Raw genomic sequence first — 23,069 nt, 5'->3', positions numbered from 1 at the left:
GATGCGGGCGCAGGGCCGAGGATTCCTACGACTAGGTCAGTGGCGAACCTTGGCCGAACGGAAGTCCTTGTTCAGCTGGCTGATGACGTCGAGCGGAATCTCCTTCGGGCACGCCGCGGCGCACTCTCCGATGTTCGTGCAACCGCCGAAGCCCTCGTGGTCGTGCTGGTTGACCATCGACACGACGCGGGCGTCGCGCTCGGGCTGGCCCTGCGGCAGCTCGCCCAGGTGCGTGATCTTGGCACCCATGAAGAGCATTCCCGATGCGTTCGGGCAGGCCGCGACGCACGCGCCACAGCCGATGCACTTCGCGGTGTCGAACGCGCGGTCCGCCTGCGGCTTCGGCACGGGCACCGAGTGCGCCTCGGGGGCAGCACCGGTGTTGACCGAGATGTAGCCACCGGCCTGGATGATGCGGTCGAACGCGCTGCGGTCGACGACGAGGTCACGCACGACCGGGAACGCGTCGGCGCGCCACGGCTCGATGGTGATTTCCTCGCCGTCGCTGAACGAGCGCATGTGCAACTGGCACGTCGTGGTGACCTCGGGGCCGTGGGCCATACCCGAGATCATCATTCCGCACATGCCACAGATGCCTTCGCGGCAGTCGGAGTCGAACGCGATCGGCTCCGTGCCCTCGGCCTGCAGCTGCTCGTTGAGCACGTCGAGCATCTCGAGGAACGACATGTCCTCGCTGATGTCCGAAACCTTGTAGGTCTCGAAACGCCCGGCGGTAGCTGCGTTGTCCTGACGCCAGATCTTGAGAGTGAGGTTCACTTGTAGCTCCGCTGCTTCAGTTCGATGAACTTGTAGACGAGGTCTTCCTTGTGCAGCACGGGGTGCTGGGGGGCTCCGTCGGAGTCGTCCCCGTCCATACCCGCGTACTCCCAGGCCGCGACGTAGGCGAACTCGTCGTCGTGACGCAGTGCCTCTCCGTCCTCGGTCTGGCTCTCGGCGCGGAAGTGACCACCACAGGATTCGCGGCGGTGCAGCGCGTCGATGCACATGAGTTCGCCCAGCTCGAGGAAGTCGGCCACGCGGCCGGCCTTCTCGAGCGACTGGTTGAGGGTGTCGGCCGTGCCGAGCACCTTGACGTTGCTCCAGAACTCCTTCTTGAGGTCGCGGATGAGGCCGATGGCCTTCGTCAGGCCCTCCTCCGTGCGCTCCATGCCGCAGTACTCCCACATGATGCGACCGAGCTCCTTGTGGAAGCTGTCGACCGTGCGCTCACCGTTGATGGAGAGGAACTTCTGGATGCGGTCCTCGACGGCGCGACGGGCCTCGAGCACGGCCGGGTCGTCGTCCGTAATCGGCTCGAACGGGCCGTCGGCGAGGTAGTTGCGGATCGTGTTCGGCAGGACGAAGTATCCGTCCGCGAGGCACTGCATGAGCGAGCTCGCACCGAGACGGTTGGCACCGTGGTCGGAGAAGTTCGCCTCACCCGTGCAGTACAGGCCGGTGATCGACGTCTGCAGGTCGTAGTCGACCCACAGGCCACCCATCGTGTAGTGCACGGCCGGGTAGATACGCATCGGCGTCTTGTACGGGTCCTCACCCGTGATCCGCGCGTACATGTCGAACAGGTTGCCGTACTTCTCCTTGACGGCGGCCTCGCCCATGCGCTCCATGGCAGCCGTGAAGTCGAGGTACACACCGCGTCGCATCTGACGCTTGTTGCCGTGCTCGTCGACCTCGTCGACGAGCGGGCCGACGCCGCGGCCCTCGTCGCACATGTTCTTGGCCTGGCGCGAGGCGATGTCACGCGGCACGAGGTTTCCGAAGGCCGGGTAGATGCGCTCGAGGTAGTAGTCGCGCGCGTCCTCGGGGATGTCGCGCGGGTCCTTGTCGCAGTCGGCTTCGTTCTTCGGCACCCAGATGCGACCGTCGTTACGCAGCGACTCCGACATCAGCGTCAGCTTCGACTGGTGGTCGCCGGAGACGGGGATGCAGGTGGGGTGGATCTGCGTGTAGCAGGGGTTGCCGAAGTAGGCGCCCTTGCGGTGCGCGCGCCACGGAGCCGTGATGTTGCAGCCCATCGCGTTGGTCGACAGGAAGAAGACGTTGCCGTAGCCGCCCGTGGCGAGCACGACGACGTCAGCCAGGTGCGTCTCGATCTCACCGGTGACCATGTCGCGCGCCACGATGCCGCGCGCACGACCGTCCTTGATGATGACCTCGAGCATCTCGTGGCGCTTGTACTCCTTGACCGTGCCCTTGGCCACCTGGCGCTCCATGGCCTGGTAGGCACCGATGAGCAGCTGCTGGCCGGTCTGGCCCGCGGCGTAGAACGTACGCGCCACCTGCACACCACCGAACGAACGGTTGTCGAGCAGACCGCCGTACTCGCGGGCGAACGGAACACCCTGGGCGACGCACTGGTCGATGATGTTCGTGCTCACCTCGGCGAGGCGGTAGACGTTGGTCTCGCGGCTACGGTAGTCGCCACCCTTGACCGTGTCGTAGAAGAGGCGGTACGTGGAGTCACCGTCGTCGTTGTAGTTCTTCGCGGCGTTGATGCCCCCCTGCGCGGCGATGGAGTGCGCGCGACGGGCCGAGTCCTGGTAGAAGAACGTCTTGATGTTGTAGCCGGCCTCACCCATCGTGGCGGCCGCCGACGCACCGGCGAGGCCGGTGCCGACGATGATGACGTTCAGCTTGCGGCGGTTGGCCGGGTTGACGAGCTTGTTCGAGAACTTGTGCTGCGTCCACATCTGCGCGATGTCGACGTCCGGCGCCTTGGTGTCGCGGATCGGCGCGCCCTCGGTGAAGAAGGCGGCAGCGTCGTTGCGCTTGGCCGAAGTGGTGGTCTGCTCATCCATGGGAGTACTCATGTTTCTCGTGTCTCTCCTAGCTCAGATGATGCCGAAGAGGATGGCAAGCGGCGGAATCAGGAAGCCGATGACGACGATCGCCGCAACGGCGTGCGACACGAGCTTCGCGTTCTTGCGAGCCGACGGGGTGCCCGTGAGGCCCAACGTCTGCGAGGCGCTCCAGATGCCGTGCATGAGGTGCATGCCGAGGGCCACCATCGCGAGGACGTAGATGAGGGCGACCCACCACAGCTGGAAGCTGTCGTGCACGAGTCGGTAGGGGTTCTCGGTCGTACCACCGTCGAAGTTCACCTTGGGGAGGGTGAACTGGATGAGGTGGAAGACCACGAACAGCAGGAGGAAGAGCCCGCCCCAGCGCATCGTCGGCGCGGAGATGCCCTCGATGCCGCCCACGCCGGACTTCTTCACGGCGTACCGCTGCGAACGGGCCTTGCCCGAGCGCTGCCAGAGCTTGACAGCCGAGTACACGTGCGCGACGAGCGCGAGCACGAGGAGCACCTCGGCGAGGATGAGTGCGCCACGGTGCGGGAGCATCGGCTCACCGATCGTGCGCAGGTGATGGGCGTATTCGTTGAACGCGCTCTCGCCCACGAGGAGCTTGAGGTTGCCGTACATATGCCCGAGGACGAAGAGCACAAAGAAGATTCCCGAACCCGCCATGAGGGTCTTCAGGAAGATGGTGCTCCCAGCCTTGCCGGTCCGCTTCGCGGGGAGAGTATTCGTTGCCACGCAGGGCACTTTACGCCCCTGAAACACGCCGGGGACGGCCGGGGTTCCCACCGCAAGCAAATTGTGACCCATTCCACTGATCGGTGAGTGAGCCACGAAGAGGCTGAAAGAGCCCTGGGAGTGGATCAGCCCTCGAGGGCGAATCGCTCCACCGGGGCCCACACGCCGTCATCGTCCTGCAGGTAGAGGTGGAAAGCGTCGACGACGAAGCTCGCTTCGAAGTGCTTGTTCTCCTCGAACGCCCGGTCCAGGGCGTCCTCGTCGAGGTGGTGGGCGATCGTGACGTGCGGGTGATAGCGGAACTCGAGTGGACGCTCGACAGGGCCGCCGCGCACTGCGGCTTCGAGCAGCTCGCAACTGCTGACGCCCTGCGCGAGTTGGACGAAGACCACCGGGGAGACGGGCCGGAACGTGCCCGTGCCACGAAGGATCATCTCGAACGGCTCGGTGCGCGCAGCCACGTCACGCAGGTGGGCCGAGAGCGCCTCGAGGGTCGTTTCGCCCTGCTCCCCCAGGTCCGTCGGGGGCATGAGCGTGACGTGCGGCGGGACTGCGTCGGCCTGCGGGTCGCCAACGTTCCGGCGCATCTGCTGCAGCGCCGAGAAGTAGGGCTCCGGGACGGCGATCGAGACGCCGACGGTCTTCACGACCTCGCTCCTCAGCGGGCTGCCGGGGCGAGCCCGACTGCGTCGTACGCCCTGGCGAGCGTGGCCGAGGCAACCTCACGTGCGCGCTCGGCGCCCTGCGCGAGCACACGGTCGAGCTCCGCGCGGTCATCCATGTACGTGAGGTAACGCTCGCGGAACGGGCCCTGCACCGACGTGACCACGTCGGCGACCTCACCCTTGAGTGCGCCGTACTTGTTCTCACCGGCGAAGCGCTCGACGAGGACGTCGATGCTCTCGCCCGAGAGCGCCGAGTGGATGCGCAGGAGGTTGGCGATGCCCGGCTTGTTCTCCGGGTCGAACGCGACGTTGTTGTCGAGGTCCGTGACGGCGGACTTGATCTTCTTGAGGTTGACCTTCGGCTCGTCGAGCATGCTGATCGAGGCCTTGGGGTCCTCGTCCGACTTGCTCATCTTCTTCGTCGGATCCTGCAGCGACATCACCTTGGCCGTGCCCTCGGGGATGTACGGCTCCGGCACGACGAAGGTCTCACCGAAGCGCGAGTTGAAGCGCTGCGCCAGGTTGCGCGTGAGCTCGAGGTGCTGACGCTGGTCCTCCCCCACCGGCACGGCCTGCGCGTCGTAGAGCAGGATGTCGGCGGCCATGAGCACGGGGTAGGTGAACAGGCCGACGCTCGTGTTCTCCTGGCCGCGCTTGCCGGCCTTGTCCTTGAACTGCGTCATGCGCCCGGCTTCGCCGAAGCCGGTGATGCAGTTGAGCACCCAGGCGAGCTCTGCGTGCTCACGGACGTGGCTCTGGACGAAGACGGCGGAACGTTCGGGGTCGATTCCACCGGCGAGGTACTGCGCCGCCGTCGCGTAGGTGCGCTCACGCAGCTGCGCCGGATCGGGGTTGACCGTGAGGGCGTGCAGATCGACGACACAGAAGTACGGCGTGTAGTTCTGCTGCAACGTCACCCAGTTGACCTGCGCCCCGAGGTAGTTGCCGAGGTGCAGAGAGTCGGACGTCGGCTGCATTCCGGACAGGATGTGCGGGCGCTCCTGGCCCGCCACGAGGGGCGAGGTGTTCTCGGACATGGCGCCATTCTGACACTCGCCGTGAGCGCTGTCGCATCCGAGCAGTGTCGGCAACGGTGTGCGGGCGGATCGCCGGGCGTTCGACTATGTTGGGATCTGTTGGGTCACCCCCGGTTCCAGGGGCACGAGGAGGTCGCATGCTGGCACGCCAACGCCAAGAAGCCATCCTGCGCGGCATTGAGGACGACGGTGGCGTCCGCGTTAGTGAACTCGTCGAGAAGCTCGGCGTCTCCGACATGACGGTGCGCCGCGACATCGAGTTCCTCGCCGGCAAGGGCCTCGTCCTCAAGGTGCACGGCGGCGCCACCGCGATCGGTGACCACACGATCGACGAACCGGGCTTCTCCGTGAAGTCGGCGATGAATCCCGTCCAGAAGTCCGAGATCGCCCGCACTGCGGCGAGCCTCATCGGCCACGGGCAGACCGTCGCGGTGAGCGCCGGAACGACCGCCTATGCCGTCGCCGTCGAGCTGCGCCCGGTCAAACGACTCACCGTCGTGACGAACTCGCCTCGGGTCGCCGAGCTCCTCTACGACCCCTCGCGTGAGGACCAGACCGTCGTTCTCACCGGCGGTGTGCGTACTCCCTCGGATGCTCTCGCCGGCCCCGTGGCCAACCGAGTGCTGGCGGACATGCACGTCGACACCCTCATCCTCGGCATCCACGGCATCGATCTCGACGCCGGCCTCACCACCCCGAACCTCCTCGAAGCCGAGACGAACCGCCTGCTCATCGCGGCGGCCAAGCGCATCATCGTCGTGGCCGACCACTCGAAGTGGGGCGTGATCGGCCTGTGCACCGTCGGTTCGCTCGACCAGGTGGACGTCCTCGTCACGGACGCCGAGTTGGACGTCGAGGCTCGTCGTCTCGTGAGCGACAAGGTCGGGCAACTCATCGTCGCCCAGTGATCCGCTACGTGGCGCCGCACTTCGTGCGGCTGGACGGCGGCCTCAGCGGCGGTCCAACCCGTTTATCCTGAGCGGGTATGTATGACTCTTCACCTCGCCGGCGGCAGCGCCCGCGGCACCAGGAGCTCGTGTGACTGCCCTTGATCTCGTGCGCATCATGCGCGCCAACCTCAAACTGCTCGTTCTCGCTGCCTTGATCGGCACGCTGCTCGCTGCGGGTTACACCCTGACGCGCCCGACGCTCTATTCCGCCAGCTCAACGGCACAGGTCATCGCGGGAAACTCGATCGACGCCAATTCCGCCGTGCTGTCGCAGCAGCTGTCGACGGGCCGCGCCGGCTACTACGCACAGCTCGCGAGCAGTTCGGGTGTGGCGAACCGTATCGCCGAGGAGTCGAAGGGCAGCCTGCGCGCCGGCGAGTTCTCGGTGGTCGGAGCCTCCAGCGAGGGGTCTGCGACCCTCACCTTGACCGCGTCCGCGGCGACGCCCGCCAAGGCTCAACGCGCCGCTGACCTGGCCCGCACAGCGCTCGCCGACGAGGCCAAGTACCTCGAGACGGTCGGCACGGAGGCCAAGACTTCGGTCTACCGCGTCTTCCCCCTGACGGCGGCTGCTCGCCCGTCTGCACCGTCGTCACCGAACTGGATGCGCAACCTCATGGCAGGCGCTGCCATCGGTCTGCTTGCCGGGATCGTCCTCGTCGTTCTGCGTAAGCAACTCGACTCGCGCATCCGCCACACGAGCGAGGTCGAAAAGCTCACGGGCTCCGGTGTGCTCGGCGTCATCCCGAAGGCGCCGACGCTCCAGTCGAGGCGTCGTGGTGGGCTCGGTGAACTCGGTACGACGGCCGAGGCATTCCGCATGCTGCGCACGAACCTGCGGTACATCTCCACCGAACGGCCACCGCGCTCACTCGTCATCACATCGGCGATGCAGAGCGAAGGTAAATCGACGGTCGCGGCCAACCTGGCACGTGTGCTCTCCGCAGCCGGCCAGAGCGTGGTGCTCGTCGACACCGACCTTCGTCGTCCCACCGTCCACGAGACGTTCGACCTCGAGAACCTGGTCGGTCTCACCGAAGTGCTCACCGGCCAGGCGCCGCTCGCATCGGCGATCCAGCAGGGCGACCACAAGAACCTCGCCGTGATCACCTCCGGCCGCGTGCCCCCGAACCCCTCGGAACTGCTCGGTTCGCGCCGTATGAGCGCGGTCATCGAAGCCCTGGGCGAGGAGTACTTCGTCGTGCTCGATGCTCCCCCGCTACTACCCGTCACCGACGCCGGCCTCCTCGCCGTCGCCGCCGACGGTGCCGCCGTCGTGTACCAGCACGGCCGCACGCACCGCGAGCAGGTCGGACTGTGCGCCAAGATTCTCGAGCAGGTCGGCGCGCACTACTACGGCTCCATCCTCAACATGACCCCGCCCAAGCAGATGGGCAGCACGATCTACGGCTACGGCGCCGGCAACTATGGCGGCGCCACTTATGGTTACGGCTACGGCAGCAGCGAGGATCCTTCGGCGGCCACGGCGCCCACCCCGTCCCCCGAGGTTCGCGACCTGACTCTGACGGAGGGACGATCGTCCGCGGATCTGCCGGGCAAGGAGGACGCTGCACGTCTGAGGCAGCCCGCCCCTCAGGCCCCGACGCCACCTGAACCCGCGACTGCGGTTCGCGCTCCGAGCGCCCCTTCCCGAGCGGGAGCCTCCGAGGCGTCCGGGCCGAATGTCGCTCCGCATGGTCGGCAGTCCGGGGAGGCACCCAGCCCCCAGGGGCCCCGCACCCGCCGCGCCCGACGTCGAGCGGATCTCGGCGAGTGACCAGTTCTGCGCCGAGCGTCATCATGAATTGAGGGAGCGGACACCGAACCGGTGTCCGCTCCTTCAGTTTCAGGGCCCCTGTTGTCGGCCCCACCGTGCCGGCTCGGGATGTTGGTCTCAGCTCGTGCCTTACCCGCGTTCGTTCATCATCTCGTCGATGACGGCGTCGAGCTTCGCGTGGAAGTGCGCCTCACCGAAGCTGGCCGCATGGTCGATGATCTCGTCGGCGTCCCAATCGTGGGCCTCGATCTCGTCGAGCGCTCTGGCGATGTCGGCCGCACGCGCTTCGTCGAAGAACACCCCGGATCGTCCTTCGACGACGCTGTCGAGGTAGCCGCCGGCGCGGAGCGCCGCGACGGGCTTACCGAAGACCCCGGCTTCGAGGGGCGTGAGCCCGAAGTCCTCGAAGGACGGCGCGATAACCGCGCGCGCGTGCCGGTAGGCCCAGCGCAGCTGACGGTCTCCCACGTTGGAGACGATGCGGACGTTGTCGGGGGCCTGCGCCTGCAACTGCGCGTCGAGCGGCCCGGCGCCGACGATGAGGAGTTTGTGGTCACGTTCGCGTACGGCCTCGATGGCCTGGTCGACGTTCTTGTAGTGCATGAGGCGCGAGACAACCAGGTAATACCCATCGGCCACCCACTCCTCGATGTCAGGAAGCGGCTCCAGCAGCCCGTCCGGGCTCACGCCGAAGGGCGGGAAGACCACCTCGGCGTCGAAGCCGTAGGCATTCTTGATTCGCTCCGCGATGACCGTCGAGTTCGCCAAGTACCGATCAGCGCCGGCAGCGGCGCGCTTGTCCCACCGCAACAGCGCCGGGGTGAGAGCCGCAAGGATCCACCCGATGAGGGAGCGATGGGCGTCGGCACCGAGGTACTCGTCGCTGCGGTAGAGCCAACGGGCCGGCGAGTGGCAGTAGACCAGCTTCTGCCCCGTGTTCCGGAAGCCGTGCGCCCAACCGCTCGAGGAGGCCACCAGGACGTCCGCGTCGACGCGGACGCGACTCGATGCCCACGCGAGCAACGGCAGCGCCGCGCGGTGGTGAGTGCGCAGGAACCGGATGCGGTTCAGGGGCGACGTGACGATCGTGACGTCACGAAACTCCGGATACGTCGTCTCGGCGTTGTAGAGCGTCGTGTAGAGGACCGCGTCGGGAAACATCCGTGTGAGAGCGAGCACGACCCGTTCGGCTCCCCCGCGCTGAGTGATGTAGTCGTGTGCGATCGCGATGCGCGGCGTGCTCATGCAGTCTCCAGTGCAGCGGCAACAGCGGCCGCAGGCTCGGTTCCGGGCTGCGGCCAGCCCTTCGTCGGTGGTTCCCCCCACGGCGCAAGATCGTATCGGGCCCAGAAGTCACGAACCCACGGCGGGGGATTGGGATGCGTGACCCAGGCCGGGAGTCCGCGCGTCGCTGCCTCGAGGGTTCCTGTCGAGAAGATCGAGACCACCGGGCGGCGCATGTCGAGCAGCGGACGGCCGCTCGTCTCGAACGTCACGCCACGCTGGCGCATGAGCCGGTGCAGCCCCCTCGAGACGAGATCCGCCTCGTTGGGGTGTGGGCGGTAGTCACTGGGAACGTCACGGGCAAAGCGCAGATAGCTCGTGAGCGCTTCACGCCGCCCGAGCTCGGTGCCGTGAAGCTGCCCGAGCACGACAGGACGCTCGTCGATGGCTTCGAGCTTGGTCTCGGCGGCAGCCGACCAGAGCAGCTGGGATCCGACGACCTGAACGTCGACATCGGGACGCCCCTGGGCCCAGACGTCGGCGTCTGCGTCCGACCACGCGAGGACGCGAGCGCCTTCGGAGGCCGGCGGAGACCACGGGGTGAGCAGCCCGTGCTGGACGAGGAAAAACGGGATGTCCCGCTCTGCCGCCCACGGCGCGATTGTTTCACTCAGCGGGAGATAGGCGCCCAGCGACAGGACGAAGCGCAGGGTTTCGGGAAGCACAGAGACGGACTCGAACGGCACACTTTCACCGGCGAACGTCTCAGGCAGCGTGAACTCGGGAGGTGCCAGGACAGCAGTGGTGGCTGGATCGAGGAATCGCAGCGGCTCCAGAATGGCCGCGTCACAACTGGGACTCGACTTGTCGAGCACGACGAGCACGCGCGCGCCTCCGGGGACACGCAGACGAGCAGGAGCAGAGTTGGACGGTCGAACAGTAGCCCTGAGGTGACGGAGTCCCGCTTCGGCCCGGCGCTGGGAATCGGACCACCTGCGCCAAGCGTGCAAATCGTTGTGCAGCAAGGTCACCGACTCATGTTAAGCCCGCGGCGGCGAGCCCCCACCATGCCGCGGAAAGTTGCGACACGGACCGCATCGTCATACTGATGACGTGACTTCCCTGCGCTCCAGACCCGCTTCCCTCCACGGAGCACGCACGCTCGTCCTCTCCCCCCATCTCGACGACGCACTGCTCAGCGCCACGGCATTCGTCCTCACCGATCCCAGTGACGTCTGGACGGTCTTCGCCGGACGCCCGCACCCGCCGCGCACCACGAGCTGGGACGAGATCTGCGGCTTCGCCGACTCCGACGAGACCCTGACGGCGCGCGTTGCCGAGGACACCGCTGCGTTCGCCGACACCCCGGCACGGGTCCGACGACTCGACGCTTTGGAGGGGCCGTACGTCGAGCGCGACGTGCGCGTCGAGCAACTCCGCGACGTGCGGGCCGAAATCGAGCGGTGGCTCGACGAGAACGGCGCGAACACCCTCGTCCTGGCTCCGGCAGGCGCCGGGATCAAAGTCCCGGACGCCCCGTGGGCTCCCTTGCAGCGTCGACTGGCCGGTCTTCGCGCGACATCGTCGGCAGGAAGCACGCCGCCCCCGGAGAAGGCCACAGCGGACGAACCGGTCGTTGACACCGGCACTTCGGAGGGGCCGAAGATCCACTCTCATGGTTCTGCCATCGCGGGTCGGATCAAGCGGGCCATTCGGGGCGGAGTTCGCGTTCCCCTTGCACTGGCGCGCCGGGCACTCCACGCCGAGCATGTGGGCCGCCGCCGACGCGCCGCCAAGGGCGGGCGCCTCGCGGCGAATCCGGATCATCTGGCGTTGCGCGACCTCGTCCTCGACCTCGCCGACGAGCGCCCCGACATGACCGTCGTGCTCTACGAAGAGCTGCCCTACCTGTGGCACGGTTCGGCGGATGCCGCCGTCGCCCGGATCTGCGCGGCTCGCGGCATGAAGGCAACCGGGTGGAGTGAACAGATCGACACGGACCTGAAGTTCACCCACCTTCGCCACTACACGTCGCAGATGCCTGTCATGGACACGGCCGGGCGCCTGCTCGCGGCCCGGCATCTGCCGACCCGCGAGCGCTACTGGCTGCTCACACCTTCGTCGAGCCCGACGCCGAGCTGAGGGACCACCGGGCGACGTAGGAGCCGGTAGGTGACCATGCCGGCTCCCTGCCCGAGGCGCAGGCCGACACGCGACGCAACAGCACGACGCGTGTCGGAATCGGCCCGCGTCACGAGCGCTTTGACAGCAACCAGCGGCACCTTGGCCAGATCCACGAACCATTTCGGATCGTGGAGGTGTGGCGAGACAGCCCACAGGTCGTGGCGGGCGCACAGTGCGATGTGCATGCGCCCCGCTTCGAAGGAACGTCTGAATGCCGCACCGTCGGACGAACGAAGGCGCTCGGCCAGAGCCATCCCCGGGTGACGCGCAATCGTCCGACCGCCTCGCACAAGACGCAGTGCGAGGTCGTTGTCCTCCGCACCGGGGAAGAACGTCTGATCGAAGCCGCCGAGTTCGAGGAACACCTCGCGACGCACGGCACTCGCGCCACCCATGAGAATCGGATAGTCGTGATCGGCCGCATCGCGGACGACCGAGCCTCCCGCGATGCCGTCGAGGAGGCGCCACAGGTGCTCGCGTCCGTCGTCGAACTCGGTGGCCGCGACCGGGCGCACTTCACCATCCACGACATCGACGTGCCGTAGTGCGTCGACGGCCGAGCTGATGAAGCGCGGACCGACGCAGTCATCCGCGTCGACGAACACGATCATGCTCGAGGTGGTCGACGCGACGCCGACGTTGCGCGCGTACGACGTTCCCTGCGCGCGGGGAGCGTCGACGAGGCGCACGTCGAGACCCCGGGCTCGCCACTCCTCCACGATCGGGACCGGCGTGCGGCTCGAGCGGTTGTCGACGACGACGACCTCGAAGCGCGGCGCCTCCTCCTGCGCGAGCAGTGCCTCGAGCTGCAGCGGAAGGGTCGCGTGCGCCTCGTGGAAAGCGATGACGACCGAAACGTCGGCGCGTGCTGCGTTCTCGCTCGGGTCGGCCATGCGCCTAACTTATCCTTGGCAAATGCCTCAGTTCACCCCCGCCGTCATCCCCGCTCGCGGAGGGTCGAAGGGCGTCCTGCGCAAGAACGTCGCGCCGCTTCAAGGCAAGCCGCTCATCGCCTGGACGATCGAGCAGGCCCTCGCGACGCCCGGTGTCGTGCCCTACGTCTCCACCGAGGATGACGAGATCGCTGCGGTCTCCCGGGCGGCTGGGGCGCGCATCATCGAGCGTCCCGATGAGCTGGCACAGGACGACACCGCCTCCGAGCCCGTCATCGAGCACGCCATCGACGTCGTGACGCGCGAGGAGGGGCGCAAGCCGGAACAGGTGATGTTCCTCCAGGCCACCTCTCCCCTGCGTCTGGCCGGAACGTTGGAGCGCTGCCTGACGGAGTTCGCGGCCTCAGGCGCCGACTCGATGGTGGGCGTCGTTCCGGCGGAGATCTTCCTGTGGAGCGGCGCGCCGGCAGTGCGGGCGCATTATCCGTACGAGGCTCGCCCCCGGCGTCAGGACATCACGCCGGAGCAGATGCGGTACCGCGAAACGGGCTCGCTCTATCTCACACGGACAGAGATCTACGAGCGCCACCACAACCGTCTCGGCGGCCGCATCGAGTTGTTCGTCATGGATCCGCTCGAAGGTATCGACATCGATGCCGAGGAGGACTTCGTCGTCGCCGAGCAGCTCCTCCGCCGCGCAGCGGAAGAACGAAGCGTTCCCGAACTCTGAACGGCGCGAGGCTGATTCGGCTCCCCGCCGTCGTGGTCATGCAGCGCTAGGACGCTCGGTAGAATGGACCTCGGGATGCTCGCGGATCAATGTCGCGCATCGCGCGCAGGAAACCCGACGCTTGGAGAAGTATGACGACGATCGACCGCCTCACCGGGCCCTTCGTGGTGGCGGGCCAGGAAACCATCCTGGCGTCGCTCAACAAGATCGGCGAGAACAAGGCGGGCATCGTCTTCTGTGTCGACAGCCGAGGCATCCTCATCGGCTCCTTCTCCGACGGTGACTTCCGCCGGTGGGTGGCACAGGCCTCCCCCATCGACCTTCAGCGTCCTGTGTCGGACGCCATGAACCCCGACTGCGTCAAGGTCGCCCACGGTTCCGAAGCCGATCACATCGCTGCGGCCTTCCGGCCGGGCGTCGAGATCGTTCCCCTGGTCGACGAGCGCGGTCATGTCATTGCGGTGGCGCGTGAGGACGCCGGCCCGATGCGTATCGGGCGGCACGTCGTGGGCGAGGGTCACCCTTCGCTCGTCATCGCCGAGATCGGCAACAACCACCAGGGCGAAGTGGACCTGGCGAAGCGACTCGTCGACCTCGCCAAGGAATCCGGTGCCGACGCGGTGAAGTTCCAACTGCGTGACCTCGCCACGCTCTATCGCCAGGGAGACGTCGCCTCCAGCGCCGGCGAGGATCTCGGCCCGCAGTACACGATGAACCTGCTGGCCAAGTACTCCCTCACGCCCGAGCAGATGATCGAGGTGCTCAATCACTGCAAGAGCGTCGACATCGATGCGTTCTGCACGCCTTGGGACGAGCCGTCGCTCGAGGTGCTCGCCGACTACGGTCTGCCGGCACTCAAGATCGCGAGCGCCGACCTCACGAACCACACCTTGCTCCGCGCCTGCGCGGCGAAGCATCTGCCTTTGCTGGTGTCCACAGGCATGTCGAGCGAGGACGAGATCGCCGCGAGCGTCTCAGTGCTGCAGCGCGCGGGCGCGCAGTTCGTGCTCCTGCAGTGCCAGTCGACCTACCCGGCGCCGTACAAGGACGTCCACCTGCGCTACATGGATCGCCTCGCCGAACTCGGTGAGTGCCCGGTCGGGTACTCGGGTCACGAGCGCGGCATCCACGTGCCGATCGCGGCGGTGGCGCGCGGCGCACACGTCATCGAGAAGCACTTCACGATCGACAAGACGCTCGAGGGCAACGACCACCAGGTCTCGCTGCTGCCTGATGAGTTCGCCGACATGGTGGCGCGCATCCGCGAGGTGGAGCTCGCGCTCGGTAACGGCGAGACGCGCGCCGTCTCGACGGGCGAGCTGATGAACCGCGCGAACCTCGCGAAGTCGCTCGTCGCCACGCGCCCGCTGTCGGCCGGCGAACAGATCACGCGTGACGCGGTGAGCATCAAGGCGCCGGGGCGCGGATTGCAGCCCAACCGCCTCGAGGAGCTCGTCGGGCGCACCCTGCGTCGTCCGATCGAAGAAGGCGACTTCTTCTACGCCACGGATCTGACGGACTCCGTCGCCGAAGGCCGGGCGTACTCGTTCAGCCGCCCGTGGGGCCTGCCTGTGCGCTACCACGACGCGCGCAAGCTGCTCGGCACTGGCGAGCGCGCGACGAACCCGGACTTCCTCGAGTTCCACCTGTCCTACCGCGACGTCGAGATGGACGAGCGGGCCATCGGCGAACTGTTCGGCTCGAAGTTCACGGGCATGTTCCACACCGTCCACTGCCCCGACCTCTATGCCGGCGACTTCATCATCGACCTCGCGAGCAGCGACGATCAGGTATGGGAGCGCTCGATCCACGAGGTGCAGAAGGTCGTCGGGATCACCCGCGACCTCGGCCGCTGGTTCGACGGCACGGACGAGCCGGTCGTCATCTGCACGATGGGCGGCTTCACGCGGGACGCCTTCGACGCTCCCGAAGCACGCACGGCGAAGTACGAGCGCATCGCGCAGGCGCTCGAGCGCATCGACGACGACGGCGTCCGCCTCACCGCGCAGACCCTGCCGCCATACCCGTGGCTCATGGGCGGCCAGCAGCATCACAACCTGTTCATGGACGTCGACGACACCGTGTGGTTCTGCGAGCAGTTCGGCCGACGCCTCACGTTCGACCTGTCGCACTCGAAGCTCGCCGCGAACTTCACGCGCAAGCCGTTCAGCGAGTACGTCGAGAAGCTGGCGCCGCTCACCGAGCACCTGCACATCGTCGACGCCGAAGGTGTTGACGGGGAGGGCCCGCAGATCGGCGACGGTGAGATCGACTGGCCGACAACGGCGAAGCAGCTCGACCGCCTCTCCCCCGGCGTTCCGTTCATCCCCGAGATCTGGCAGGGTCACGTCAACAACGGTGAGGGCTTTTGGACGGCGCTCGATCGATTGGAAGCGTGGTTCTGATCGAGCCCTCGTGGGCCAGTTTCATCACGACCGTGGGCATGCTGTCGCTGGTCGCGACCACGGTCTGCGCCTTCGAGTTGTGGAGGCGCACGTTCCGGGTTGAGGCTGCGTTGGCTCTTACCTTTGTTTCGGCCGTGGCGCTGACCATCCTGGCGGGCGAGGCCCTGTCGGCTTTGGGACAGTTCAATGTCCCAGTGGTCCGCGGGCTGGTCTGGAGCTCGGGCGCCCTCTCAGCATTGGTGCTCACGCGAACCGGCTTCCCCGGAACGCGGGCCTTCAAGAAGAAGGTGTGGAGCCTGGCCCTGAGCTCGCGATTCGCCATGACGGGGGTCGGGGCATTGGCGGTGGGTGGCGCCCTGACAGGCCTCACGGGACTTCTCACCGCCCCCAACAACCTCGATTCCTTGGCCTACCATCTCCCGCGGATGCGCCAGTGGCTTCAACAGGGTTCGCTGGAACACTTCGACACACCCTACGAGGCTCAGAACTACCTGGCACCAGGCGCGGAGTTGATGACGGCCACCATCTGGAGCGCGACTCTCGCGGATCGATTCCTGTTCCTCACCCAGTGGGGGGCCTGGGCGACGATCGTCATCACGGTCTTTGCCGCGGCGCGCAATCTCGGAGCGGCGCGCGAAACGGCGCTTCTCGGTGCCATCAGTGCCGGCTTCGCGCCCGCCTTGATCGGGCAGGCTTCGACCACCCAGAACGACCTGATCGCCACAGCCTTGGTGACCGGCGCGCTCTACTTTTGCACGACTCCGGTGCGACTGGCCGCGCTTTCCCGGGCCGACATGACGCAAGTCGTGGCTCCAATGGTCTTCGTCGGTGCTGCACTGGCCGTCAAGCCGCCTGTGGCACTATTCGGTGCCCCCGTTGCTGTCTGGGCCCTTGGGCGTGCGGCGCGAAGGTCGTCGCGTGGCGCCGTCCCGGCTCTGGCCCTGGCCCTCACGTTCGTTCTTGCCTTGAACATCGGCTGGATGGCGCGGAATCAGCAACACCACGCGAAGTTGACCGGACCCGACCTGGGTCTCACCGTCACGGATCACCACGGCGCTGCTCTGATCATGAACAGCATCAAGAACTTCGGACACGTCTTTGCTGTTCCAGCGCCCGCGCAGGTCAACGAGCAGATATCCAAGACCATTGGCGTGGCCGCCGCCGCTGCAACCTCAAGGGACGTCGACGATCCCTCTTTCTCCTTCAGCGCTCCCTACACCGTCGACGCTGAACGAAACGAAGATCGGCCTGCAAATCCGCTGCAGGGAGTTCTTGTTCTCATCACGATCGGTGTGGCTCTCGTCGGTTTCCGTAAGAACCCCAGGGTCGCGTGCGCAGCCATGACCCTCATTGCAGGTTGGAGTCTCTTCGCCGCGGCCATCAAGTATCAAACTTGGGGTGGGCGTCTCATGCTGCCGTGGATCACGCTGGGCTCCGTGGTGGCTGGGGCGATGTGGAAGAGGTCTTGGCTCCGGCCGACATCCTGGGTGGTGACTGCCTTGGTCCTCATACAGAGCATTCCTTGGCTCGTGGCTCAGAAGTGGCGACCGCTGGTCGGCTCGACAAGCGTTGTGTCGACACCACGTATGCACGAACTGACCGCGTCACTGTCCGAGCCCGAACGGGCTCAGTGGATGCAGGCTCTCCGAACCGTTCGGGAGCGCAACCCCGAGTCGGTGGCATTGGTAGGTCCGCACTCATACTCTCTTGAGTACGTATGGTGGTCTGCACTCTCCCCCCACACCGGCGGGACCACGATCTCTCACCAGGACCACAACGCCGCTGCCGATGTAATCGTGGCGCCGTTCGACGCCGATGTTCGGCCATCCTCGGGGTATCGGTTGGTTCATTCCGCGTTCCCCCGTGTTTGGGTTAAGGAGTGACTTGATGACACAGCCGATCTATGGCCGTCCAATACGACGGGAGCCGGATGTCTACGGAAGGAGCTTGGTGAGTCCTCTGACGCTCTGGGTTTGCCCCGTCTCGAACCTGGCCGGTGTCGCCCGCCACATCATCGATGCGGCGCGTGTCGGTCTACCTGGCTGGCGTCTCGTCGTGGCGGCGCCGGAGGGCCCGCTCCTGGACGAACTGCGTGGACAGGGCTGCCCCGTCGTCCCGCTGAACGTCGATCAGTCCGTTCCTGGCGCGGTCACCGAGCTGCGCGACATCGTCACGAAGCTCTCCCCGGCCATCGTCCATTCGCACCTGGCCAAGGCCGACTTCCTCGCCACGATGGCCACCGTCGGCCTGCCGACCACCCTCGTCTCGACCGAGCACCACATCCCCGAGGAACCCCTCGCGCTGCACAGCTCACGAGCGAAGGCGCTCAGCCGTCAGGCCGCACACCACATGCGGATCCGACGGTTCGATCACCTTCTCGCCGTGAGTGAATCGACCAAGCGGGACATGCTGCGCTTCTGGAAGCCGACAGCGCCCATCACCGTCGTCAAGAACGGCGTCGACCGGCCCCAGGGCACCCCGGAGCGTGGGCCCGGCCTGCGCCTGCTGTCGCTCACCCGCCTCGACCGGGAGAAGAACCTCGAGATGACTCTGCGAGTCTTCGCCGGCGTCCTCGCGAAGCACCCCGAAGCGACGCTGACGATCGGCGGTACCGGGCCCCTCGAGAACGAGCTTCGCGCTTGCGCCCGCAAGCTGGGCGTCGACCACGCCACGACCTTCGCCGGATTCATCGACGCGAACCGTGCGATGGCGGAGCACGACGTTCTGCTCCAGCCTTCGCGAGCCGACAATCTCTCCTACACGCTGCTCGACGCCGTGGCCGCAGGCATGGGCGTCGTGGCGAGCAACATCGGTGGCAATCCCGAGATCCTCCCCGGGCACGCGCTCGCTTCCCTCGATGACGACACGGCGATGGTCGATGCCGTCGTCGAGCAGGGTCTCGATCTGTCGCGGCGTCCCTGTCTTCCGGAATCCATCCCGACGGTCCGAGAGATGGCGGATCAGGTTCTGCAGGTCTACGCGGGCCTTCAGAGCAAGAAACTTCCGAGCGATCCCCCTCCCGGCGGGCGCCGCATCGCGCTGCTGTCCAACCAGGGCGAGATCGGCGGTGGCGAAGTCATGCTCCTCGCCATCGCGGAAGCCGCCCGAGAGTTGGGTCACGACGTCACCGTCGCCGCACCCGCGACTCCGTCCAAGGTCGCCGACACGGCCCGCGCGGCCGGCTTCGTGGTCGAGCCCATCAGGGGCGAGGGCGCCCGCTCATACGCCCAAAATCTTCGTTCGTGGGCGCGTCAGCATGACGCGAACCTCCTCTGGTGCAACGGCCTTCGACCGGCGTTCGCCACGGCCGGCCTCCCCCGCCGTGTGGTCCACCTTCACCAACTGCCCGCAGGGAAGACAGCGTTGGCTGCCCGTGCCGCGCGGCACGGAGCACTCGCGACAATCGTGCCGTCTCGCTTCGTCGCCGAACTGCTGCCTGGCTCGAGGGTCCTCGAGAACTGGGTCGCGCCCCTTGAGGTGGCGCGTACGCCACAGCGGAATCCCTACGTCATCGGCTTCCTCGGACGCGTGTCCGAGGACAAGGGAGTCGGCGTTCTCACCGAAGCAGTGAACAGGATGATCGCCAACGGCCACGACATCCGCTTGCTCATCGCCGGCGAGGCCCGTTTCGTCGACGCCACGACCGCCGCCCGAATCGAAGCTGACCTCGAAAGCCTGGGTGACAGGGTCGAACGACGAGGCTGGGTGGACCGTCGTGACTTCTTCGACCAGGTCGATCTTGCCGTATTCCCCTCGGTCGCCGCCGAGTCGTTTGGCCTGGTCGCGGCCGAGGCCATGTCCGCTCGGTGCCCGTTCGTCGTCTCCGACGCAGGTGCCCTCCCGGAAGTTGTCGGTGCCGAGTATCCGTTCATTGCGCCCGCAGGGGACCCCGACGCCTTGGCGGAAACACTCGTCCGCGCCCTGGACGCGGACTGGTCCACGGTGACCGAGCGTTCCCACTCGGTGTGGTCCGAGACCTTCTCCCCCGAGGCGGGACGAGCACGCCTCGCTGCGCTTTTGGACTCCGTTCTCGCGGACGTGAGCCACTCATGACCAGCGCCTCTCTCATCGTGCCCACACGCGGTGGAGCCGAGCGGCTCCCCGTCCTCTTCGACGCCCTTCGCCACCAGACCCACACCGATTGGGAGGCCCTCGTCGTCATCGACGGCGACATCGACGACTCGGCGGCCGTCGTCGAGCGTTACGGCGACCTGCCGCTGCGTGCCGTCGTGCTTCCGGAGAACCGGGGACGCGTTTCCGCGCTCAACGCCGGCTTCGAGGCAGCCGAAGGTGATGTGCTCATCCGGTGTGACGACGATTTCGAGCCGGCCCCCGGCCATGTCGCCGCCCACGTGGCTGCCCACGACGAACGGCTGTGCGGCGCCGTGGGCCTGCCCATCAACATCGCGCCAGAGAATGCGTACATGCGTGTCTACGGACGTGACGCCGACGAGCGCAGCCGACGCGACGCCTACGCCACCGAGCCGGACGAGCGCTGGAAACTGTGGGGCGGTAACACATCGGTGCGGCGCGAGACCTTTGTCGAACTCGGCGGCTTCGACACGCGCTACCGCGGATATGGCTGGGAGGATGTCGACTTCGGTTACCGGCTCCACCGTCTCGGGCTTCCGATCGCACTGGTGCCCGACGCAGAAGTGCGTCACCACATGGCGTCGGTGAACACCGTCGCTCGCGCGAACCGTGCTCTGATGTCGGGCAAGGCCCGCCACACCTTCGACCGCCTTCACGGGCAAGGGTCGTCCGGCTCGTCCCTGCGGGCACTCTCCTCGCCGTGGAACGCGGCCGTCGTCGCTGCGTCGCGAACGATGACACCCACCACCACGCCCGTCATCGCCGAGGCTGTCGACCGCCTCATCGGCCCGCTGCCGAACAGCATCGGCCGCAAGCTGGTCGCCCTGACGGTCGAGGCTGCCGGGGCGTCCGGCTACCGCTCGGGTCAGGACCGAACATGACCTCGGCAACAGGCCCGGCAACCCCGGCAAAGCGCTCGATGATCCAGGACGTTCGCTACCTCCTCGGCACGTTCACCCCTGCCGATCGACGACGCTTCGTCCTCACCGGCCTCGTACAGTTCGTGCTCGCAGCGATGGACCTCCTCGGCGTCGCGGCGATCCTCCCACTCATGCAGATCATGATGGGAGCGCCCCTCGACGAAGGAACCCTCGGCGCCCTGCATTCGCTGCTCGGCAAGCCTTCCCAGCACACCTTCGTGCTCCTCCTGGCCGGCGGGATGATCGCGACCTTCGTCCTGAAGGCCGTGCTGGCCCTCTGGCTCACGTGGTGGAGCGCGCGGTACGTGGCCCGGCTGCAGACACAGACTGCTCGTCGGCTTCTCGGTGCCTACATGTCGGAAAGCTTCCTCACGCACCGTCGCCGCAACACGGGTGAGCTCATCCGGAACGTCGGGACCGCCGTCACCGACGCTCACGCGCGTGTTCTCGGCGGGTTCCTGTCCGCCCTGAGCTCGTTGCTGTCCGTCGTCCTCATCGTGGTGCTATTGCTCGTGGTCTCCCCTGTGCCGACGCTGGTCGCCGTGCTCTACTTCGGTACCGCGGTTCTCCTCCTTCAGCGTCTTCTCGGACCCGCGAACCGCAGAGCGGGCAAGGAAGCCCAGCACACCTCCTGGGTGAGCAGCCACGCTCTCGTCGATGCGATGCACGGCTTCCGCGAGGCTGTTCTCCACAACGCCCGCGGGTACTTCGTCGACAAGTTCGACGTCGCGAACCGCCGAACCGCAGAGGCATCGATGCGGGCCAACTACTACTCGACGCTGCCGAAGTACGTCCTCGAACTCGTGACGATGGTGGGACTCACAACCTTCATCGTGGTTGCGATCCTCACCGGTTCTGCGGATCAGGCGATGCCGACGATGAGTCTCTTCGTCGCGGCGACGGTCAAGATGTTGCCGCTCATGGTCGCTCTGACCGCGACTGTCGGCTTCATCCGTGTGGGCAGAGAGGGTCTCGCCATCACCGTCGACTCTCTGCGGAGCCTCGACGCCGGCGTCGCGCGGGCTCCTCGACGTCAAGGCTCTGCCCCGGCCATGCCCCGGGGAGGTGGAGCCATCGCGGTGCATGACGTGAGCTTCCGCTACCCCGACGGTGACGCCGATGTCCTTTCCCACATCTCGTTGCGAGTGCCTTCCGGCTCGTCCCTCGCCCTGTGCGGTATCAGTGGTTCGGGCAAGACGACTCTCGTCGACATCATCCTCGGCCTCATCACCCCCACCTCCGGGACGGTGACGTTCAACGACGTGCCGACCGACACGGCAGGTGACGCGTGGCACGACATCGTCGCTTATGTCCCTCAGGACGTCTACATCACCGATTCGACGTTGGCGGGCAACGTGGCCTTCGGCCTAACGGCGGAGGAACGTGACGAGGCGAAGGTGCGCGAGTGTCTCGAGCGTGCGGCCCTCGGTGGCCTGCTCGACAGCTTGCCCGAGGGCTTGGAGACGCTCGTCGGCGAACGCGGTACGCGCCTCTCGGGCGGTCAGCGCCAGCGCATCGGCATCGCCCGTGCCTTGTACCGTGACCCGCAGGTCCTCGTGCTAGACGAAGCCACCTCCGCACTCGACAACGAAACGGAACACCAGATCACGGCCACGCTTTCCGCTCTGCACGGACACATCACGACGATCCTCGTGGCGCACCGCCTGTCGACGGTGCGCGATGTCGATGCCCTGGCCTTCCTCAGCGAAGGTCGCGTTGCGGCCCTGGGGACGTTCTCGGAGGTCGTCGAGGCCTCGCCCGAGTTCGCTCGGCTCGTGGCCCTGGGCACGTTGGACGGAGCCACGGATCGATCAGTCGGCGAGCGCCCAACCACCGGGAATGTGACGCACGACTGACCATGTCGGGTCGAGCTGCCAGGCGACGCCGTCATTGATGTCGCGGCGATGGAACCGCGGAGCCCAGACGAGTTCGTGGTTGTCGCCGTGCAGGACATTGCTGACGTAGGCGCCCCAGTAGGAGAACGACGAGTTGCCGAGAATGAGCCGACGCGCCGATGCGAGGCGTACAAAGTGGTCCATCGGATCGCCGTTCGGCCCGTGCCAGGCCACGTCTCGACCTTTGTCCGCCAGCCAGCTCAGGTTTCGACGACACCACTCGGCATCATCACTGACGACGTTGATGCGTTCGATCGGCCCTTGTCGCCGGGCACCGTCGAACGCCACGCGCACATAGGCATCGATGTCGAAGCCGTACAGGGCGTGCCATCTGGGGTCGGAGTAATAGTCGCCTCGGCGTACGTTGATCGTGAGGCTGCGGTTATCCGAATCTGCTGCGCGTGCCCCTTCGAGTCGCGGCGCGGTGAGAATCCGCTGCCTTACGAAGTCCTCGAGGACGTCCCGCGGGTGGAGATCCCACTCCTGCCCCCAGACCAGAGTGCGCGCGCTGAGCAGTCCGATCTCCGATCGATCGATGAGAAGGTCGCGAACGGTAGGGAACTGCGCGAGCCAAGGGTCCATCGCGGTCGTCCGCATCGTCCACGCATCGCGCCCCGCTCTCCGCTCAGCGTGGGCCCACAGCCAGAAGCTCAACATGTTCCCCACGCCGATGCCGCTCTCGGGCGGCATGTTGACGAGCCGCGAACTGCGCCGACGCGCAATGCCCAGCCCAGCGC

At 66.7% G+C, this 23,069-nt stretch carries 18 protein-coding genes; 9 read left to right on the top strand and 9 right to left on the bottom strand.

The annotated features are described in order from the left end of the window. Nucleotides 1-36: 36 nt before the first annotated feature. The 5 genes from H7F30_RS07525 to trpS form a co-directional block, all read right to left on the bottom strand. Complete coding sequence (locus tag H7F30_RS07525) at nt 37-777, bottom strand: succinate dehydrogenase/fumarate reductase iron-sulfur subunit (RefSeq protein WP_047311841.1); 741 nt, start codon at nt 775-777, stop codon at nt 37-39. Beyond that, a complete protein-coding gene (locus H7F30_RS07520; protein WP_047311840.1) occupies nt 774-2,819 on the bottom strand; it encodes a fumarate reductase/succinate dehydrogenase flavoprotein subunit in 2,046 nt (681 codons plus the stop codon). The genes H7F30_RS07525 and H7F30_RS07520 overlap by 4 nt, the downstream gene beginning before the upstream one ends. A gap of 33 nt (nt 2,820-2,852) precedes the next feature. Further along, nucleotides 2,853-3,560 (bottom strand): succinate dehydrogenase cytochrome b subunit, encoded by a 708-nt coding sequence (locus H7F30_RS07515; protein WP_047311839.1) that lies wholly within the window; start codon nt 3,558-3,560, stop codon nt 2,853-2,855. A gap of 125 nt (nt 3,561-3,685) precedes the next feature. Further along, nucleotides 3,686-4,207, bottom strand: a complete 522-nt coding sequence (locus tag H7F30_RS07510; RefSeq protein ID WP_187034318.1) for a 2'-5' RNA ligase family protein — start codon at nt 4,205-4,207, stop codon at nt 3,686-3,688. A gap of 11 nt (nt 4,208-4,218) precedes the next feature. Next, the gene (gene trpS, locus H7F30_RS07505) at nt 4,219-5,262 is read right to left on the bottom strand and encodes a tryptophan--tRNA ligase (protein ID WP_047311837.1); all 1,044 of its coding nucleotides are present in this window, start codon (nt 5,260-5,262) and stop codon (nt 4,219-4,221) included. Between the two features lie 137 nt (nt 5,263-5,399). Here trpS and H7F30_RS07500 point away from each other — a divergent pair, with 137 nt between their 5' ends. Further along, nucleotides 5,400-6,170: a DeoR/GlpR family DNA-binding transcription regulator gene (locus H7F30_RS07500; RefSeq protein WP_047311836.1), complete on the top strand. Its 771-nt coding sequence runs from the start codon at nt 5,400-5,402 to the stop codon at nt 6,168-6,170. 130 nt (nt 6,171-6,300) lie between these two features. Next, nucleotides 6,301-7,989 carry a polysaccharide biosynthesis tyrosine autokinase gene (locus H7F30_RS07495; protein WP_052947016.1) on the top strand — a complete coding sequence of 563 codons (1,689 nt, stop codon included), beginning with the start codon at nt 6,301-6,303 and terminating at the stop codon, nt 7,987-7,989. Nucleotides 7,990-8,118: 129 nt separating this feature from the next. On the opposite strand, the gene H7F30_RS07490 is transcribed toward H7F30_RS07495, so the two are convergent. Together H7F30_RS07490 and H7F30_RS07485 are read right to left on the bottom strand one after the other, a co-directional pair. Continuing rightward, nucleotides 8,119-9,234 (bottom strand): glycosyltransferase, encoded by a 1,116-nt coding sequence (locus tag H7F30_RS07490; protein WP_187034316.1) that lies wholly within the window; start codon nt 9,232-9,234, stop codon nt 8,119-8,121. Next, the gene (locus tag H7F30_RS07485) at nt 9,231-10,097 is read right to left on the bottom strand and encodes a prephenate dehydrogenase (RefSeq protein ID WP_187034314.1); all 867 of its coding nucleotides are present in this window, start codon (nt 10,095-10,097) and stop codon (nt 9,231-9,233) included. The genes H7F30_RS07490 and H7F30_RS07485 overlap by 4 nt, the downstream gene beginning before the upstream one ends. A gap of 229 nt (nt 10,098-10,326) precedes the next feature. Between H7F30_RS07485 and H7F30_RS07480 the strand changes: the two genes are divergently transcribed. Next, nucleotides 10,327-11,355: a hypothetical protein gene (locus H7F30_RS07480; RefSeq protein WP_187037741.1), complete on the top strand. Its 1,029-nt coding sequence runs from the start codon at nt 10,327-10,329 to the stop codon at nt 11,353-11,355. Here H7F30_RS07480 and H7F30_RS07475 read toward each other — a convergent pair. Beyond that, nucleotides 11,313-12,290 (bottom strand): glycosyltransferase family 2 protein, encoded by a 978-nt coding sequence (locus H7F30_RS07475; protein WP_187037739.1) that lies wholly within the window; start codon nt 12,288-12,290, stop codon nt 11,313-11,315. The two genes, H7F30_RS07480 and H7F30_RS07475, sit on opposite strands and share 43 nt — an antisense overlap. 22 nt (nt 12,291-12,312) lie before the next feature. On the opposite strand from H7F30_RS07475, the gene H7F30_RS07470 reads away from it, so the two are divergent. The 6 genes from H7F30_RS07470 to H7F30_RS07440 all read left to right on the top strand — a co-directional run bounded on the left by H7F30_RS07470 (nt 12,313) and on the right by H7F30_RS07440 (nt 22,293). Beyond that, on the top strand, nt 12,313-13,020 hold the full coding sequence (locus tag H7F30_RS07470; RefSeq protein WP_187037737.1) for a cytidylyltransferase domain-containing protein: 708 nt from the start codon (nt 12,313-12,315) through the stop codon (nt 13,018-13,020). Between the two features lie 131 nt (nt 13,021-13,151). Further along, complete coding sequence (locus H7F30_RS07465) at nt 13,152-15,425, top strand: N-acetylneuraminate synthase family protein (protein WP_187037735.1); 2,274 nt, start codon at nt 13,152-13,154, stop codon at nt 15,423-15,425. Further along, nucleotides 15,416-17,308, top strand: coding sequence for a hypothetical protein (locus H7F30_RS07460; protein WP_187037734.1), 1,893 nt, complete (start codon nt 15,416-15,418; stop codon nt 17,306-17,308). Before H7F30_RS07465 ends, H7F30_RS07460 begins: the two co-directional genes overlap by 10 nt. 67 nt (nt 17,309-17,375) lie before the next feature. Next, entirely contained in the window at nt 17,376-19,478 is a 2,103-nt protein-coding gene (locus H7F30_RS14795) for a glycosyltransferase family 4 protein (RefSeq protein ID WP_222617870.1), read from the top strand. Continuing rightward, nucleotides 19,475-20,398, top strand: coding sequence for a glycosyltransferase family 2 protein (locus H7F30_RS07445; RefSeq protein ID WP_187037732.1), 924 nt, complete (start codon nt 19,475-19,477; stop codon nt 20,396-20,398). The genes H7F30_RS14795 and H7F30_RS07445 overlap by 4 nt, the downstream gene beginning before the upstream one ends. After that, on the top strand, nt 20,395-22,293 hold the full coding sequence (locus H7F30_RS07440; RefSeq protein WP_187037730.1) for an ABC transporter ATP-binding protein: 1,899 nt from the start codon (nt 20,395-20,397) through the stop codon (nt 22,291-22,293). Before H7F30_RS07445 ends, H7F30_RS07440 begins: the two co-directional genes overlap by 4 nt. Here H7F30_RS07440 and H7F30_RS07435 read toward each other — a convergent pair. Next, nucleotides 22,249-22,929 carry an alpha-1,2-fucosyltransferase gene (locus H7F30_RS07435; RefSeq protein ID WP_222617869.1) on the bottom strand — a complete coding sequence of 227 codons (681 nt, stop codon included), beginning with the start codon at nt 22,927-22,929 and terminating at the stop codon, nt 22,249-22,251. The two genes, H7F30_RS07440 and H7F30_RS07435, sit on opposite strands and share 45 nt — an antisense overlap. Nucleotides 22,930-23,069 lie beyond the last annotated feature (140 nt).

This window comes from Dermacoccus sp. PAMC28757 (assembly GCF_014302635.1).
GTDB lineage: Bacteria > Actinomycetota > Actinomycetes > Actinomycetales > Dermatophilaceae > Dermacoccus > Dermacoccus abyssi.
Note: the sequence above shows the minus strand (reverse complement) of the source record. Positions and strands in the feature narration are given on the sequence as shown.